This window comes from Candidatus Cardinium sp. TP (assembly GCF_025215055.1).
GTDB lineage: Bacteria > Bacteroidota > Bacteroidia > Cytophagales > Amoebophilaceae > Cardinium.
In genome coordinates, this window is sequence record NZ_JANAVR010000009.1 from 1 (window position 1) to 15,526 (window position 15,526).

At 40.4% G+C, this 15,526-nt stretch carries 16 protein-coding genes; 12 read left to right on the forward strand and 4 right to left on the reverse strand.

Features of this window, described 5'->3' with window-relative positions:
• Positions 1-114: 114 nt before the first annotated feature.
• From NLX65_RS02125 to NLX65_RS02140, 4 genes are all read right to left on the reverse strand, one after another.
• The gene (locus NLX65_RS02125) at positions 115-486 is read right to left on the reverse strand and encodes a hypothetical protein (RefSeq protein WP_260536670.1); all 372 of its coding nucleotides are present in this window, start codon (positions 484-486) and stop codon (positions 115-117) included.
• Between the two features lie 9 nt (positions 487-495).
• On the reverse strand, positions 496-1,248 hold the full coding sequence (locus NLX65_RS02130) for a hypothetical protein (RefSeq protein WP_260536673.1): 753 nt from the start codon (positions 1,246-1,248) through the stop codon (positions 496-498).
• A gap of 73 nt (positions 1,249-1,321) precedes the next feature.
• Positions 1,322-1,684, reverse strand: coding sequence for a phage holin family protein (locus NLX65_RS02135; protein ID WP_260536676.1), 363 nt, complete (start codon positions 1,682-1,684; stop codon positions 1,322-1,324).
• A gap of 99 nt (positions 1,685-1,783) precedes the next feature.
• Complete coding sequence (locus NLX65_RS02140) at positions 1,784-2,506, reverse strand: rhomboid family intramembrane serine protease (protein WP_260536678.1); 723 nt, start codon at positions 2,504-2,506, stop codon at positions 1,784-1,786.
• A gap of 375 nt (positions 2,507-2,881) precedes the next feature.
• Here NLX65_RS02140 and rpsL point away from each other — a divergent pair, with 375 nt between their 5' ends.
• The 12 genes from rpsL (at position 2,882) to NLX65_RS02200 (ending at position 15,496) form a co-directional block, all read left to right on the forward strand.
• Positions 2,882-3,259: a 30S ribosomal protein S12 gene (rpsL, locus tag NLX65_RS02145; protein ID WP_260536681.1), complete on the forward strand. Its 378-nt coding sequence runs from the start codon at positions 2,882-2,884 to the stop codon at positions 3,257-3,259.
• Positions 3,260-3,342: 83 nt separating this feature from the next.
• The gene (gene rpsG / locus NLX65_RS02150) at positions 3,343-3,813 is read left to right on the forward strand and encodes a 30S ribosomal protein S7 (protein WP_260536683.1); all 471 of its coding nucleotides are present in this window, start codon (positions 3,343-3,345) and stop codon (positions 3,811-3,813) included.
• On the forward strand, positions 3,814-5,955 hold the full coding sequence (fusA, locus tag NLX65_RS02155) for an elongation factor G (protein WP_260536686.1): 2,142 nt from the start codon (positions 3,814-3,816) through the stop codon (positions 5,953-5,955).
• 17 nt (positions 5,956-5,972) lie between these two features.
• Positions 5,973-6,278 (forward strand): 30S ribosomal protein S10, encoded by a 306-nt coding sequence (gene rpsJ / locus NLX65_RS02160; protein WP_114910145.1) that lies wholly within the window; start codon positions 5,973-5,975, stop codon positions 6,276-6,278.
• Between the two features lie 450 nt (positions 6,279-6,728).
• Complete coding sequence (locus tag NLX65_RS02165; RefSeq protein WP_260536689.1) at positions 6,729-8,069, forward strand: DNA recombination protein RmuC; 1,341 nt, start codon at positions 6,729-6,731, stop codon at positions 8,067-8,069.
• Positions 8,070-8,320: 251 nt separating this feature from the next.
• Entirely contained in the window at positions 8,321-10,324 is a 2,004-nt protein-coding gene (gene acs, locus NLX65_RS02170) for an acetate--CoA ligase (RefSeq protein WP_260536692.1), read from the forward strand.
• Between the two features lie 93 nt (positions 10,325-10,417).
• The gene (miaB, locus tag NLX65_RS02175) at positions 10,418-11,866 is read left to right on the forward strand and encodes a tRNA (N6-isopentenyl adenosine(37)-C2)-methylthiotransferase MiaB (protein ID WP_445083371.1); all 1,449 of its coding nucleotides are present in this window, start codon (positions 10,418-10,420) and stop codon (positions 11,864-11,866) included.
• Positions 11,867-11,878: 12 nt separating this feature from the next.
• Positions 11,879-13,096 carry a sigma-54 interaction domain-containing protein gene (locus NLX65_RS02180; RefSeq protein ID WP_260536695.1) on the forward strand — a complete coding sequence of 406 codons (1,218 nt, stop codon included), beginning with the start codon at positions 11,879-11,881 and terminating at the stop codon, positions 13,094-13,096.
• The gene (gene lptE, locus NLX65_RS02185; protein WP_260536698.1) at positions 13,065-13,598 is read left to right on the forward strand and encodes an LPS assembly lipoprotein LptE; all 534 of its coding nucleotides are present in this window, start codon (positions 13,065-13,067) and stop codon (positions 13,596-13,598) included. Before NLX65_RS02180 ends, lptE begins: the two co-directional genes overlap by 32 nt.
• Positions 13,599-13,766: 168 nt before the next feature.
• Complete coding sequence (locus NLX65_RS02190; protein ID WP_260536701.1) at positions 13,767-14,402, forward strand: hypothetical protein; 636 nt, start codon at positions 13,767-13,769, stop codon at positions 14,400-14,402.
• A 2-nt stretch (positions 14,403-14,404) separates the two neighbouring features.
• Positions 14,405-14,740, forward strand: a complete 336-nt coding sequence (secG, locus tag NLX65_RS02195; protein WP_260536704.1) for a preprotein translocase subunit SecG — start codon at positions 14,405-14,407, stop codon at positions 14,738-14,740.
• Positions 14,741-14,836: 96 nt separating this feature from the next.
• Positions 14,837-15,496 carry a hypothetical protein gene (locus NLX65_RS02200; RefSeq protein ID WP_260536707.1) on the forward strand — a complete coding sequence of 220 codons (660 nt, stop codon included), beginning with the start codon at positions 14,837-14,839 and terminating at the stop codon, positions 15,494-15,496.
• Positions 15,497-15,526: the final 30 nt, after the last annotated feature.

Sequence of the window (15,526 nt, forward strand, 5' to 3'; positions counted from 1 at the left end):
TTCTAGTATTAACTATCAAAAACCTATGAACGTTTATCTTAACCATTTAAAAATGGTAAGCTAGCAAACGGGAAAAAATAGAAAAGAAAAGTAAGAAAAAATTGTCCGAATAAATCAGTCCAGTATAATCATAGCCAATAGGCCACAAATTAATAAAGCCCATTTAGCCATCCGCATCTGATGGATATCAGATACGGACTTTATGCCTCGAATACTTTCTCTCAAATCATGAACAATAAGAATAGAGCAAAGATGCAACTCAGAATCAGCTGTAGAAATAGCCATGCCTAATACACAAACGACAATAGATACTTTTAAAAAAGGAGGCATATTCGTTATGATATAAGGCCAAATTTCTTTTACCGTTAACCTTGGGTTACCTACAAAAACAAACAGACCAATAAGAGAGATGCACAACCCTATAAGGACATAAAAAAAACTGCCATACAAAAAACTTTTCTGACTTGAATGGTAACTAGCACACATATAGACCCTCTATATAACTGAGGGACGACTCAACGCAAAAAAACAGTATGGAATCGATAGCAACAAATTCAATAACTGCCCGTTTGATTGGCAAAGACTACTGAGTTTAAAATTTTCTTGTTTTTGTAAAAAAGATACCATTTCTAAAACAGATTTACCTGTTTTTACAAACATAAGTTTAGCAAGCAAAAAAACAATAGCCACAAAAGTGATAAATTGCAGCACATCAGTATTGGTAATCGCACGAATACCTCCCAAAGTAGCATACGCAATCAGCACCAAAGCAGCCAACACAGCTATGATATCAGGATGTATTGCATCCATAGAGGTGCTAACAATAGAAGATATTACATTACTTTGAAAAGTAACCTTAAAAATAGCATTGCAAATAGAGAGTAACGCAACAATAATTCTTGGATAGGTACCATATATGCTACCTATCGTCTCGGCAATAGAGCGATGTGCCATAAATGGTGCCATACGCACCCAAAACATACTAGTGATCCATAAAGAAGTCGCATCAATAATGGAAGGAAGCATTTTACGAATGCCAAGGCTATAACAGGCTTGTACAGAATATACAAACGATAAGCAACAAAAAGAAGTACCGAGCAGCGTAGCCAATAACTTAACCGTAGACAATCGTTTATTATCCACAGCATATTCTCGGAATGTGGTTGCTTTTCTGCCCATTAAACCTACCACTAGGGTCAATAATAAAAAGGCAAGTACCAATAAGGAAGAGAAAGAAAATGACACCATCGCGTAATCGGTTGTAATAGATAGATGCAATCTAATACTAGATCAGCAACAAGAATAAACTACAGTAGCCCATCTACGTTCCATCCGAAATCTTTTCCTGCGTTAATGGCTGATTGTTCATTTTACTGCGCAAGATTAATACGACAAGTACAACCATTAAAAAGCAAAAAATTGAAACCAGAAAAAAGCCGAGATAAGTACTAGAGAGCAGTGCATTCAACCAATAAGCCAAACCCAGTAATAAGAAACGCAACCCCAACCCAAACAGTATAAAAGTTAAAGCAGCCAACAAAACCAGTTGAGCTACTTTCTTGGCTTTTGCTTTAAGGCCACGCTGCAATGTATGAACGAAGCCCCCTAACTTTTCTCTTACAAGCTCTACTATACAAGCTATACCCAATAGCTTACATAAAATTTTTATCACTCTAACAAACATCCTATTATAATGGGGTGAAAATTAATTTTCTTTGGTCAACTGCACATTCCCTTGATCCAACAAGACAGGCTAAAAATAGTTATTTACGCCTATTCCCCCCTATTGCTTGGTAACACGAACCGACATCTTAGGTTTACATCCCCGATGTAAACTAAAAAAAGAAGGGTTCAAGTCCAGGTCATTTTTACACAACCGCGCATAGATATACCCAACTAATCCACCTCCCAATTGAGCCAAGTAATAGCCCGCATCTTGTGTAGGTAAATGCATCAGGGCTATGATTAATAAAACAATGACAATGTACTTTAATGGCAAAGAGAAAAAGAAACAATATAACCTTAAACTAGGCATCAACACACAAACTGCCACCATGATCGCATAAATGGCCGCTGAAGGTCCCGTAAGATGGGCAACCATGCCCTTAAAAGGGGGTGAAAATTGGTACAATATAAAAAACACAATGGCACCCATTATTTGTCCTAAACTATAGAGCCGTAATATATGTTTTGACCGTACAGTGGCCCGTATTCTTTGACCAAAGATATACAACAAGCAGATATCCCAGAACAAATCTACAAGCCCTTTATGTACAAAAGAGTAGGTAACAATAGCCCACGGCCGCTCTAGTAAGAATGGATAAAGGGAAGGGAAAGTCAACTGCGTATGAAACCATGGAATACGTTCCTCATAACCACAGATATAACATCCAGTATTAAACAAAAAAAGCAATAGAAAGCATAAAACATGTACCCATATTAGTTGCATAAAGCCACTCTCCGACTGCTTAAATTGATTACGAAGGTACGCATAAACGACATGCATCACTATAAAAAAATTAATTTAAAAGTTACCCAAGCAGCGCCTATAGATGCACAAAACTTAGCTCATAAGCGGTTGATCTTTAGCAACCATCACCCCACCGGGGGCCAAACTCTAAGATTACCTAATTTATAAAAAGTGATTTTATAATAAAAATTATAAACGGCAATATAGCAGAGGCAGATCCCACTTGAAGCAAAGTATACTATGCCAGAAAATATATAGGATTAAATATATAAGGATTAAAGATAATCGATATTAATCACTATATTTATGGGATAACCCTGGCATTGGTATCCAATGCCAGGGAAAGGTTTTGATCAAGGGAGATAATTTTTTAAATTTGCACACCTCTAGGTTTAAAATAAAAATTAGCACATGTTAACCATACAACAACTCGTAAAAAAAGGAAGAAAAAAAACTACTTCTTCGTCGAAATCTCCAGCCCTTTCATCCTGTCCGCAGCGGCGGGGCGTATGCATCAAGGTCTATACTATGAAGCCAAGAAAGCCAAACTCTTCTATGAAAAAAGTAGCTAGGGTACGCCTAACAACTGGAAAGGAAGTAAACACCTATATTCCTGGAGAAGGCCACAACCTACAAGAGCACTCTATTGTCCTGATTAGAGGAGGAGGCGTAAAAGACTTATCGGGCGTGAGTTACTCTATTATTCGTGGTGTATTGGATACCTCAGGTGTGAGTGGAAGGTGTCAAGGCAGGTCCGTATATGGAGCCAAAAAACCTAAAAAGAAATAACGATACATCTTCTATGGCCACCCTACTGGGGCAATGAGATGCCGTTGCAGATGTAAGCAGTAAGAATTAATTTCAGGAATACTATGAGAAGAAAACAAGCTATAAAAAGGGTACTAGCACCGGACTATAAATATGGCGATCCGCTTGTGACCAGGTTTGTAAACGGATTAATGCAGCGAGGCAAAAAAAGCCTTGCGTTTAGCATTTTTTATGATACCATTGCATCCGTTTCCCAGAAAACAAAAGAAGAAGGATTAGAAGTATGGCGTAAGGCGCTGCATAATGTAACCCCTACGTTAGAGGTCAAGCGTAGACGAGTTGGGGGGGCTACCCTTCAAGTGCCTATTGAAATACGACCAGATAGAAGAATATTTTTAGGTATAAAGTGGCTGATTGATTATGCAAGATCTCGTGGAGAAAAGACGATGCAAGAAAGGCTTACCAATGAAATTATTGCAGCTGCTAAGGAAGAGGGCGCTGCTTTCAAACGCAAAGTAGATACCCACAAGATGGCTAGTTCAAATAGAGCCTTCTCACACTTTAACTTGAGATAAATGGCAAACGAACTAACCTTTCTAAGAAACATAGGCATCATGGCCCATATTGATGCGGGCAAAACGACCACCACTGAACGAATTCTCTATTACACAGGCCTCACCCACAAAATAGGGGAAGTACACGACGGAGGAGCGGTCATGGATTGGATGGCTCAAGAGCAAGAACGCGGCATTACCATTACCTCTGCGGCCACTACTACATTTTGGAAATATCCTACCATACAGGGCAAAGCAAATGATCAGACCCAAACGTACAAAGTAAACATCATCGACACCCCTGGTCACGTCGACTTTACAGTAGAAGTAGAGCGTTCCTTGCGTGTATTGGATGGCGCCATTGCTTTATTTTGCGCCGTATCTGGTGTGGAGCCTCAATCTGAAACAGTTTGGCGTCAAGCCGATAAATACCGCGTGCCCCGCATCTGTTTTGTAAATAAAATGGATAGAGCCGGTGCCAATTTTTTCAATGCGCTCAATGAGATCAAAGAAAAGCTAGGTGCCAACCCTGTTCCATTGCAAATTCCTATTGACAGTGAAGCTTCATTTAAGGGTGTAGTAGATTTGATTACTCATGAAGCCATGGTTTGGAATGAGCATGACTTAGGTATGACCTACCAAGTGATACCTATTCCCGACGATTTAGTAGAGACGGTTGGAGAGTGGCGTCAAAACCTGATTGAAAGCGTAGCCAGTTATGATGAAGCCTTAATGGAAAAGTTCTTTGATCATCCAGATGCGATTACGCCAGATGAAATCAGGGCAGCCATTCGCAAGGCGGTTATTGACCTCTCTTTTTCTCCTGTTCTCTGCGGTTCTGCTTTTAAAAACAAAGGGGTTCAGGCCTTATTGGATGCTGCATGTGCTTACCTTCCCTCTCCATTGGACTTGCCCTCAGTAGCCTGTACCCATCCAGATACGGGAGCTGTCATGGTAAGAAAGCCAGCGCATAGTGAACCATTTACCGCATTAGCTTTTAAAATTGCTACGGATCCTTTTGTAGGTAGGCTTGCCTTTTTGCGCGTTTACTCAGGTACGCTAGAGGCTGGATCCTATGTGCACAACAATAGAACCGGTAAAAAAGAACGCATTGCCCGTCTGATGCAAATGCATGCCAATAAACAAAATCCAATCAACGCAGTACAAGCAGGAGACATTTGTGCCGTAGTAGGTTTTAAAGAGATTAAAACGGGCGATACACTAACCAGTGAAAAGGATAGAGCAATATTAGAAGCCATCACCTTTCCAGAACCGGTAATTGGTTACTCTATTGAGCCTAAAAAACAAGCAGACCAGGATAAGTTAACCCTATCTATTGCCAAGCTGATGGAAGAGGATCCAACTTTACGGATGGAAACCAATCATGAGACAGGGCAAACCATTCTAAAAGGCATGGGTGAGCTCCACCTAGAAATTATTATTGACCGGTTAAAACGCGAGTTTAAACTTGAAATCAACCAAGGTGCCCCCCAAGTGGCCTACAAAGAAACCCTCACCGCTACGGTCGAGCACAAAGAAGTCTATAAAAAGCAAACAGGTGGTAGGGGTAAATTTGCCGATATTGTTTTTGAGATCGGGCCTAAAGAAGTCATTGAAGGGGAGCCTGTTCAACCAGGGTTGGAGTTTGTGAATAAGATTGTCGGCGGGGTGATTCCTAAAGAGTATATCCCAGCCATTCAAAAAGGGTTTACGGCAGCTATGGAGAATGGTCCATTAGGAGGGTATCCTGTAGAATCGATGCGGGTAAAAATATTTCATGGTTCCTATCATGATGTAGACTCAGACTCCTTATCTTTTGAATTAGCTGCTAGAGCGGGATTCAGGGCTGCTGCACAGAAAGCTGCGCCTGTACTTTTAGAGCCTATTATGGATGTAGAAGTAGCTACCCCTAATGAGTTTACAGGTCCGGTCACAGGAGACCTCAATAGACGAAGAGGTATTATGAAAGGAATGACTGGTAAAGGTGGCGCACAAATTGTTAAAGCAGATGTACCGTTGGCAGAGCTATTTGGGTATGTGACTGATTTAAGAACCATTACCTCAGGTAGGGCTTCTGCTTCCTTAACATTTTCGCATTACGAACCCGTTCCTAAAAACTTAGCAGAAGCCATTATTAACAAAGCAAAAGGCATAACGGTATAGTAATAGAAACCAAACATATGAATCAAAAAATTCGCATTAAACTGAAATCATTCGATGCTGCCCTCTTAGATAAGTCGGCAGATAGCATCGTTAAGGCTGTAAAAGCTACCAAAACAGTAGTAAATGGCCCCATTCCGCTACCAGGTAAAAAAGAAATCTATACGGTGCTGCGTTCTCCGCACGTCAATAAAAAGTCACGAGAACAGTTCCAACTTTGTACCCATAAAAGGTTGATAGACATTTACTCTAGTAGCTCAAAAGCAGTAGATGCACTCACCAAACTGGAGCTGCCTAGTGGTGTAGAGGTAGAAATTAAGGTGTAAGGCAGTTTATGGATGTTCCATATGCCTCCCACTTGCGACTTGCGACTGCCGATAAAAAAATGAGGCAGTCGCCCCATGCTCCTTAATTATATTAATTAGGCTGCAGATCATATTGAATATATATACACACCGCGCCATGGCCATCCTGGAAAATGCCCCTTGTAAAAAGCGATTAGCTCTACGAATTGAGCTTTAATCTAACCAACCTATAAGCCACTTTCCTACCTACCGAATGGTTGCAACAATTGCATCTCGCATAGCGTAGGGTATGGTTGTTGAGCCGTAACGTGAATAGCTCCTATCAGCAAATCTGTTTATTTTTCACATCCAGTATGATGATTAGGAAAAACAGTTTCCTTTGAAGCCCCCAAAGGGGGCGCTTTCTGTTTTTCCATCTGTAGGATGACATTTTCAGCGGCTTTTTACCTAGGGCTTGATTTTTTTCTTACCTTGTGGTCAAGAAAAAAGAAAGACCAACCATTCCTTATTCGTTTTATGCTATCTTTTACCATCTACCTACTCCTTGCATCGCTGATTGGCTTTACCATCGGCTGGTTCATTACAAAAATATTATATAAAGTACCCATTACCACCTTACAAAATAGCGTTGCTGGACTAGAAAAGGATTTAGCCGAAAGCCAACATCAATCCCACACCCTACAAGCGCAACACCTACAGGTCAGTAAAGAACTAGCTACTGCCCTGGCACATAATAGCTATTTAGAAAAAAAAATAGCCGAACAAGGCCAGTCGGTTGAGCAACTCCAAAGCCAACTCACCATCCATTTTAAAAATTTAGCCCATGAACTTTTAGAAGAAAAAAGCAAAAAGTTTTCAGACCATAGTCAGCTCCAAATGGAGCGGTTGTTAACCCCACTCAGCGATAAAATTAAAACCTTTGCACAACAGGTCACGCAGTATAACCAAGAAAGCCTAGAAAGAAATGTAGCGTTACGAACAGAATTAAAACAACTCCATGAGCTCAACCTAAAAATCACACAAGAAGCGGAAGGGCTTACCAAAGCATTAAAAGGAGACACAAAACTACAAGGAGGATGGGGTGAATTCATCTTAGAAAATATTCTAGATCAATCTGGACTCGTTAAAAATAGAGAATATGTCATACAACCCTCTATTCCCACAGAAGATGGGCAAAGATTACAACCAGATGTAGTCATTAACCTGCCAGAAGGACGCAATATTGTGATCGATGCAAAGGTATCTTTAAATCATTACGAACAGTTTTTTAACCACCCAGATACACTTGAACGGACTTTTCACCTCAAGCAGCATATTCTTTCAATTAGACGCCATATTAAAACGCTCAGCGAAAAGCGGTATCAAGCACTCTATAACCTGCAAGGCTTGGATTTTGTTTTAATGTTTATACCCATTGAACCAGCCTTTGCACTAGCTGTACAAGAAGAAGGCATGCTTTTTAATGAGGCCTATGCACGCAATATTGTAATCGTATCCCCTTCGAATCTAATCGCCACCCTACGCACCATTGCCAATTTATGGAGGCAAGCCCATCAAAACCAAAATGCTTTAGAGATTGCCACACAAGGTGGTGCCTTATATGACAAATTTGTTGCCTTTGTAGAGGATATTAAAAATATAGGCCGTCAATTAGAGCTCACACAAAAAAACTATTTAGAAGCCACTAAAAAGCTATATGAGGGCAAAGGCAGCTTAGTCTCCAGGGCGCAAAAAATGAAGTTACTAGGTGCACGTACCAGTAAAGTGTTGGATCAACAACTCATAGATAAAACTGATCTGTGTGATGCGTAAAGGGTGTTACAATACATAGATAAAATTAGGTATCGACTGTTACAGTCTCACCTTGGATACAAATGCATCATAGATTTGGGTAAAGTATAAGTTTTTACTTAAATTAAGCCGCTGCATCTAGTTGGTGAGGTTTATAGGCATATCCCTATGCATCGTTCAACTTGCCTCTACCTACAATTATTTAGATGATTGGCTAGGTGCGTACATATTAATTGCTTGGCCTAAAACATGGATACAAGAATTTTGAAAGTATGAAAAGACCTGATCTACGCACAACATACCCTCCTTCTGACGCCATTCAACAAAGCGCCTATATTACATCATTGGATGAATACCTAAAAATATATAACGCCTCTATTGAGGATCCGGTTCAATTTTGGGAAAAAATAGCTACAGAATTTTTCTGGAAAAAAAAACCAACACATCCATTTTTGCGTTATAACTTCGACCCTCAAAAAGGGCCTATTTTTGCAAAATGGATGGAAGGTGCCCTAACCAATATCTGCTACAACCTAGTAGATAGACATGTGCAAGATGGATATGGCGATAAAATCGCCTATTATTGGGAAGGGAATGAGCCAAATGAACAAAAAAAAATCACCTACCAAGCGCTGCTCAAAGCCATTTGTAAATGTGCCAATGTATTCAAAGCGCTGGGCATCAAAAAAGGAGACCGCGTGGCCATCTACATGCCCACTACTATAGAGGCTATCGTAGCGATGCTCAGTTGTGCACGGATTGGTGCCATTCATATGGTCATCTTTGCAGGATTTTCAGCAGATGCACTAGCAGAACGCATGATAACTGGAAAAGCAAAACTCTTGGTAACAGCTGACGGCACATTTCGTGGCACAAAGTTTATCCCACTCAAATCGATTGCGACCCAAGCATTGTTGCAATGTAAAGCTGCCAACCATCCCATCAACCATTGTATTGTTTTTCATCGCCTACAAACCATTACACAAACGGAAAATATACCCGATATCCCATGGGACGATGTTATAGATCACGCATGGGAAACATTGATGGAAACGGCATCAGATGTCTGCCCACCTGAGTGGGTGGATGCGGAAGATCCACTATTTATACTCTATACAAGCGGTTCAACTGGAAAGCCCAAAGGGATACGCCATACAAATGGTGGATACCTATTGTATGCAGCTACCCTATTTAAATATGCATTTGACTACCACCCGGAAGATATATTTTTCTGCTCTGGAGATTTAGGCTGGATTACAGGTCATACGTTCAATGTGTATGGTGCACTGGCCTGTAGAAGTACCACTTTGATCTTTGACGGCATTCCAACCTACCCAGATGGGGGACGCTTCTGGGATTTAATTGATAAGTATCAAGTAACCACATTTTATACAGCACCAACTGCACTGCGCACCCTGATGCAACTCGATGCGTCCTATGTTGCGGCATACAGCAGAGCCTCCCTACGGATACTCGGTTCAGTGGGGGAACCGATTGATCCTTCAACCTGGACCTGGTTTTACGAAACAGTTGGTGCCAAACGCTGTCCCATCATTGACACCTTTTGGCAGACCGAAACAGGCGCACCCATCATTTGTCCACTTCCTGGGGCTACACCACTGAAACCTGGGTCTGCTACACTTCCTTTTTTTGGTATTGTACCAGCCATAGTTGATGACTATGGCGTTGAAATTATAGGCGAAGGGCAAGGCCATCTCGTGCTTAAAACACCCTGGCCAGGAATGGCACGAACCATTGATGGCCATCATCAGCGGTTCCAAGCTACCTATTTTGACCATGGCTACTACTACACAGGCGACGCCGCAAAACGTGATGCAGATGGTTATTATTGGATCATAGGCCGAACGGACGATATGTTGAATAGCTCCGGTCACTTGATATCAACTGCTGAAATTGAGTCCGTATTGATGCAACATCCATCCGTAGTCGAAGCGGCTGCTGTCTCTGCACCACATGCCATAAAAGGCGAAGCCATCCATTGTTTTATTGTATTAAAAAATAGGTGGGTATATAATCACATCATTGCATCTGAGATTAAAGCAACCATTCGAAATAAGTTGGGCGCCTTTGCCGTTCCAGACCTATTACACCCTGTATCTGCGCTACCTAAAGTAGGTGCTGGGAAAATCATGCGTCGACTACTCAGAAAAATAGTGCAACAAGAAACCCATTTGGGTGACACCTCCACACTGGTGAATCAACATATCATTGACCAGTTGCGCGCAGTTACCCTTAAGGGGGTAAAGATTTTGTAAAGAGCATATGGGGCAGTCCTACCTATTTTGTACCTTTACATAGTCTAGTTTCTTTAGGCTATCGCCTTACTATATAGGCTATATAGCCGTAACATGATCATATCCAATATGGAACAAAACACATTTATCGCTGCAGATGGCACTACCGTAAACAGGTCACCTAACCACCCTCCGTTATATAGAAAACTATATATAGAAAGCTACGGTTGCCAAATGAATTTTTCTGATAGTGAAATAGTGGCGTCTATTATGGCTGAACAAGGTTTTGTATTTACAGATCACTACCATGAGGCAGACCTTATTCTCATCAACACATGTGCCATTCGGGATAAAGCCGAGCAGACGATTCGCAATAGATTATTGGTGTTTAACCAACAAAAAATACTACAACCAGACCTGATTGTAGGTATATTAGGCTGTATGGCAGAACGGCTTAAAACACAATTACTAGAAGAAGAAAAAGTAGTGGATTTGGTAGCGGGACCAGATGCCTATAGAGACCTGCCCAGATTAATTAGTCAAGTAGATAAAGGATATAAGGCGGTCAATACTTTTTTATCTAAAGAAGAAACCTATGCCGATATTGCGCCCATTCGTTTGCATTCAAGTGGTGTAACTGCTTTTATCTCGATCATGAGAGGGTGTAATAATATGTGTTCATTTTGTATTGTCCCTTTTACCCGCGGGCGTGAACGGAGCAGAGATCCCTATTCTATTGTCCAGGAAGCTCAAAAATTATTTGAAGCAGGATACAAGGAAGTTACTCTTTTAGGACAAAATGTAGATTCTTATAGCTGGCATCCTGCTAAGACCGCCGCTGCTACGCCGCTGCATCATGGATCCAACGATCCAGACATTCGCTTTGCTGAATTACTGGCTATGGTGGCTGAGATTGATCCGAAGTTAAGAGTGCGTTTTTCCACCTCTCACCCTAAAGATATGACGGATGAAGTGTTGCATACGATGAAAGCTTACCACAATATCTGTAAACACATTCACCTTCCTGTGCAAAGTGGCAACAGCCGGGTCCTAAAACTAATGAACCGTACCTATGATCGCGCATGGTATATAGAAAGAATTCATGCCATTAGAAATATCTTAGGTCCATCTTGCGCCATTTCTTCCGATATGATTGCAGGCTTCTGCTCCGAAACAGAAGCAGAACATGCAGATACCCTTTCACTGATGGATTACGTGCAGTATGATTTTTCCTTTATGTTTTATTACTCCGAACGCCCAGGCACATTAGCTGCTAGAAAATATCGCGATGACGTGCCAGAAACAGTTAAAAAACGTAGACTAAGCGAAATTATAGCCAAACAACGTGGACATGCCTTGATGCACAATCAAAAAAGTATAGATCAAGTCCATGAAGTGTTAATTGAAAAATACTCCAAAAAATCAGACGCATTTTTTCAAGGTAGAACGAGTCAAAACAAGATTGTTGTATTCCCCAAAGGGAGCTATACAATAGGCGATTATGTAGCGGTACATATTACCCATTGCAATGCAGCCACACTGTTTGGAACCGTCGTATCTTAAGCATATAAGGCTATGAAAGAAGATCTTCAATACATCAAACAACGGTTTAACATTATTGGCAATGCACCATTGTTGAACCGAGCTATTGAGGTAGCGATGCAGGTCGCTGCCACCGATCTATCCGTTTTAATTACAGGTGAAAGTGGTACCGGAAAGGAATCTTTTTCAAAAATTATCCATGCACTAAGCCCCTACCGACATGGTAATTTTATAGCTATTAACTGTGGGGCCATTCCAGAAGGAACCATAGACTCTGAACTTTTTGGTCATGAAAAAGGCGCCTTTACGGGTGCTTTAGAAAGCCGAAAGGGCTACTTTGAAGAAGCCAATGGTGGGACTATCTTTCTAGATGAAATAGGTGAAATGCCCTTGGGGACACAAACTAGACTTTTACGTGTGTTAGAATATGGAGAATATATAAAAGTAGGCGGCTCTAGCGTACAAAAAACCACAGTGCGTGTAGTAGCAGCTACGCATGTAGACTTACTCTACGCCATTAAACAAGGAAAATTCCGAGAAGATTTGTATTACAGGCTCAATACAGTACCCATTCATATCCCCCCCCTACGTGAACGAGGGGCAGATATTATTCAGTTGTTTCATAAGTTCTCTAGTGACTTTGCTGCTAAATACCGCGTTAAACCCCTAGAAATCAGTCCAGATTCAAAAGATATTTTGCGCACTTATGTATTTCCTGGGAACATCCGACAATTAAAAAATATTGTTGAGCAAATGGCACTACTTGAGAAAGTAGTTATGATTACACCCAAGGTACTAGAGCAATATCTACCGAAAGCACAAAGCCACACGTTACCAGTTCTTTATAAGAAATGGCAGGATCATGGCATGCAAGAGTATATATACCCTATCCTCTTTGATATAAAAAGAGATATCGGAGAACTAAAAGCATTAATGTTTAATTTTATGGAGTCTGGGAAAAACCCAATTATAAAAGAACAGGCGCAGCTCGGCCCCTACAGTGATCAAGAAAACAAGCAGATTCATTTTTTGGACACCACGCAATCCTTTAAAGAAACATACCTACATGACATGTCCTATACAACAAAAAACCTTTCTATTGAAGCCCAAGAACAAACATTAATTCGTAGGTCACTGCAAAAAAACCATGGGAACCGTAAAAATGCAGCGGATGATTTAGGGATTTCTGAAAGAACACTTTACCGAAAAATTAAACAATATGAGATTGAAGAGTCCGATTTTAACCAATAGTCTATACCTTGTTTTTAGCTTACTAGGGTTGCACAGTTGTGGTCTTTTTACTTTCTTAGGCACTTCGCTTTCTCCTGATGTGAAGACCTTTTCTGTGCAGACGTTTTATACAGAGGTGACAGATGGTCCAATAGATATGCCCCAAAAACTTACTGAAGCACTTGTAACGAAAATATCACGTATCACATCGCTAACCAGAGAAGAAAAAGATGGTGACATACAATACGAAGGCATTATTAAATCATTTTCATATACTACAGCCTTCAATACAAAAAATGAGCAAGGCCATAACCTAAAAGAAGTACAACGTTTAACCATAACCATAGAAGTTGCTTACTTGAATCCTACTGATGAGGAATCTTCATTTAAAAAAAAACAATTTTCAGCTAGCGCTGATATGCTTTCAACTGAAAATAAATTAGAAAAAGAACCTGAATTGATTAAAGAAATTTTTAATAAACTAGTGGATGATATTTGTAGCAAGTCCATAGATAACTGGTAAGATTAGGTTTTGTTCAAAACGCTGCTTTTACTGGTAATTTTGCACGCTGATCCGGTACTGACAGCCTCAGATACAGCTAGTATGCTGCGGTTTTTCGTGCCGTTTCTCCTACAAATTCGTCTGTATCAACGCGTTGCATAAAAAAAGTCTATTGAAATTGTTTCTACCATGCATGTTCAAAAACTATTAAAATTACTGGAGCAACCTGAAACGCTTTCGCCATCAGATCTACCTGATCTAGAGGCGCTTATACAGAAATATCCCTATTTTTCCTTAGCCCATGCACTCCTTGCCAAAGCAGTCTATAGGCAAGAGCAAGCTATAGAAAAACATGTGGTGCAAAGAGCTGCTACCTATGCCATTGATCGCGCGCATTTGCGTAAATGGCTAGAAAAGAAACTTGCTATACCACCCATAATCCGAAATGCACACATAAAATCCACACAGGAAACCGCTAGTGCCGTTAATAATTATTTAGAAATAATTGCTAAAAAGTCGCTTAAAAAGAGTACAAATAAAAATAGCATCAAACAGTTTTCTGTTATAGACACTATTTTAAACAGAAATTTGCAGTTTGATCCCTTTGTCGAAGTAGTGCCATTAACAGAAGAGGTATCTGTAGATTTATCCGAGCAAGGTACTACTTTACATGATCGCTTTGCTACTGAAACATTAGCTAGAATCATGATCCAACAAAAAAAATACAAACGTGCCATTGAAATTTATACACACCTAATGTCCAAACATCCTGAAAAAAAATCGTATATTCAGGGTATTATTGCTAGCCTAAATCGTGATCTATAGTTATGTCTGTATTTAATTTGCTTACTGTACTTATTATTATTGTAGCTATTCTATTGATTGGCACCATCTTACTGCAAGAGCCTAAGGAACGGATTACACCTTCAGGTGGAGGTGCAGCTTCTATACAACGTATCGGCATTAATCAAAAGGCAGATTTTCTAGAAAAAACCACCTGGATACTCGTAGGGTTATTGCTCTTCTTAACCCTCTTGTCTTCTATTTTTCTTAAGGGTGCATCACAGTCAAATATAAGCCCCAATCTCGCTCAAGCGCAGCAAGCATTACAGGCCACAGTCCCACCAAACACTACCAATAATAATAACACGATAAAGGATTAGCTATCTACCTCTAATCCAGCGACCTCCATCGCTAAAAGGTAACTTTAAACCGAACAGAGGTCGGCAATTTTTTTGAACACAACAGTGATCATTGGCATGAAAGTAACCAACATAAAAAAATACATCCTGGGCCTTTGGACGCTAGTCTATATGCTTATGGCCCATCCCTCTAAGGCTGTTGGATGGGCTGTGGGGCCATGTTTGGGTATAACTGGGTTTTATAGTAGCCTTAGCTCAAAACAGACAACCAAAAAAACGACTATCCACAACCTCGCATTGCAGATGGGAGGATTTACAAGTCTAGACTTGTGGCTCTTATATGCCAAGTTAGATGCCGTGTTTGTATTAGATTGGCATAAATTGCCCCATAAGTTCGATCGAAACTATTTCAAACATATTACCCTACCCTTGACGATCGGTCTGCCTTTGTTTGGTCTCCTGCGCCCGCATATTGGCTGTATCTTTCGAATACCTTTGGCTGGTTTAGATGATGCAGACCTCACAGGTAACCACCTTATAGAAAGCTATAGAAAAAAGATCAATAGCTACCTCTTAGGTTTAGGTATAGACTTAGGCACTATTTTAATAGATATCTCTTGGGAATTTGCGCAATTATCAGTAGCTAGAAAGTTTATAAGTGCTACGCTATTAGATGGGGATAAGCCGTATAGACCTCAACAGATTACATTAAGAATCGGCTACAACTTACTGGGGTACCCATTTCAACCTATACACATGGCCCATAAACGAAAATAGGTGTATCTGTTCACATTACTGGTTAATAAT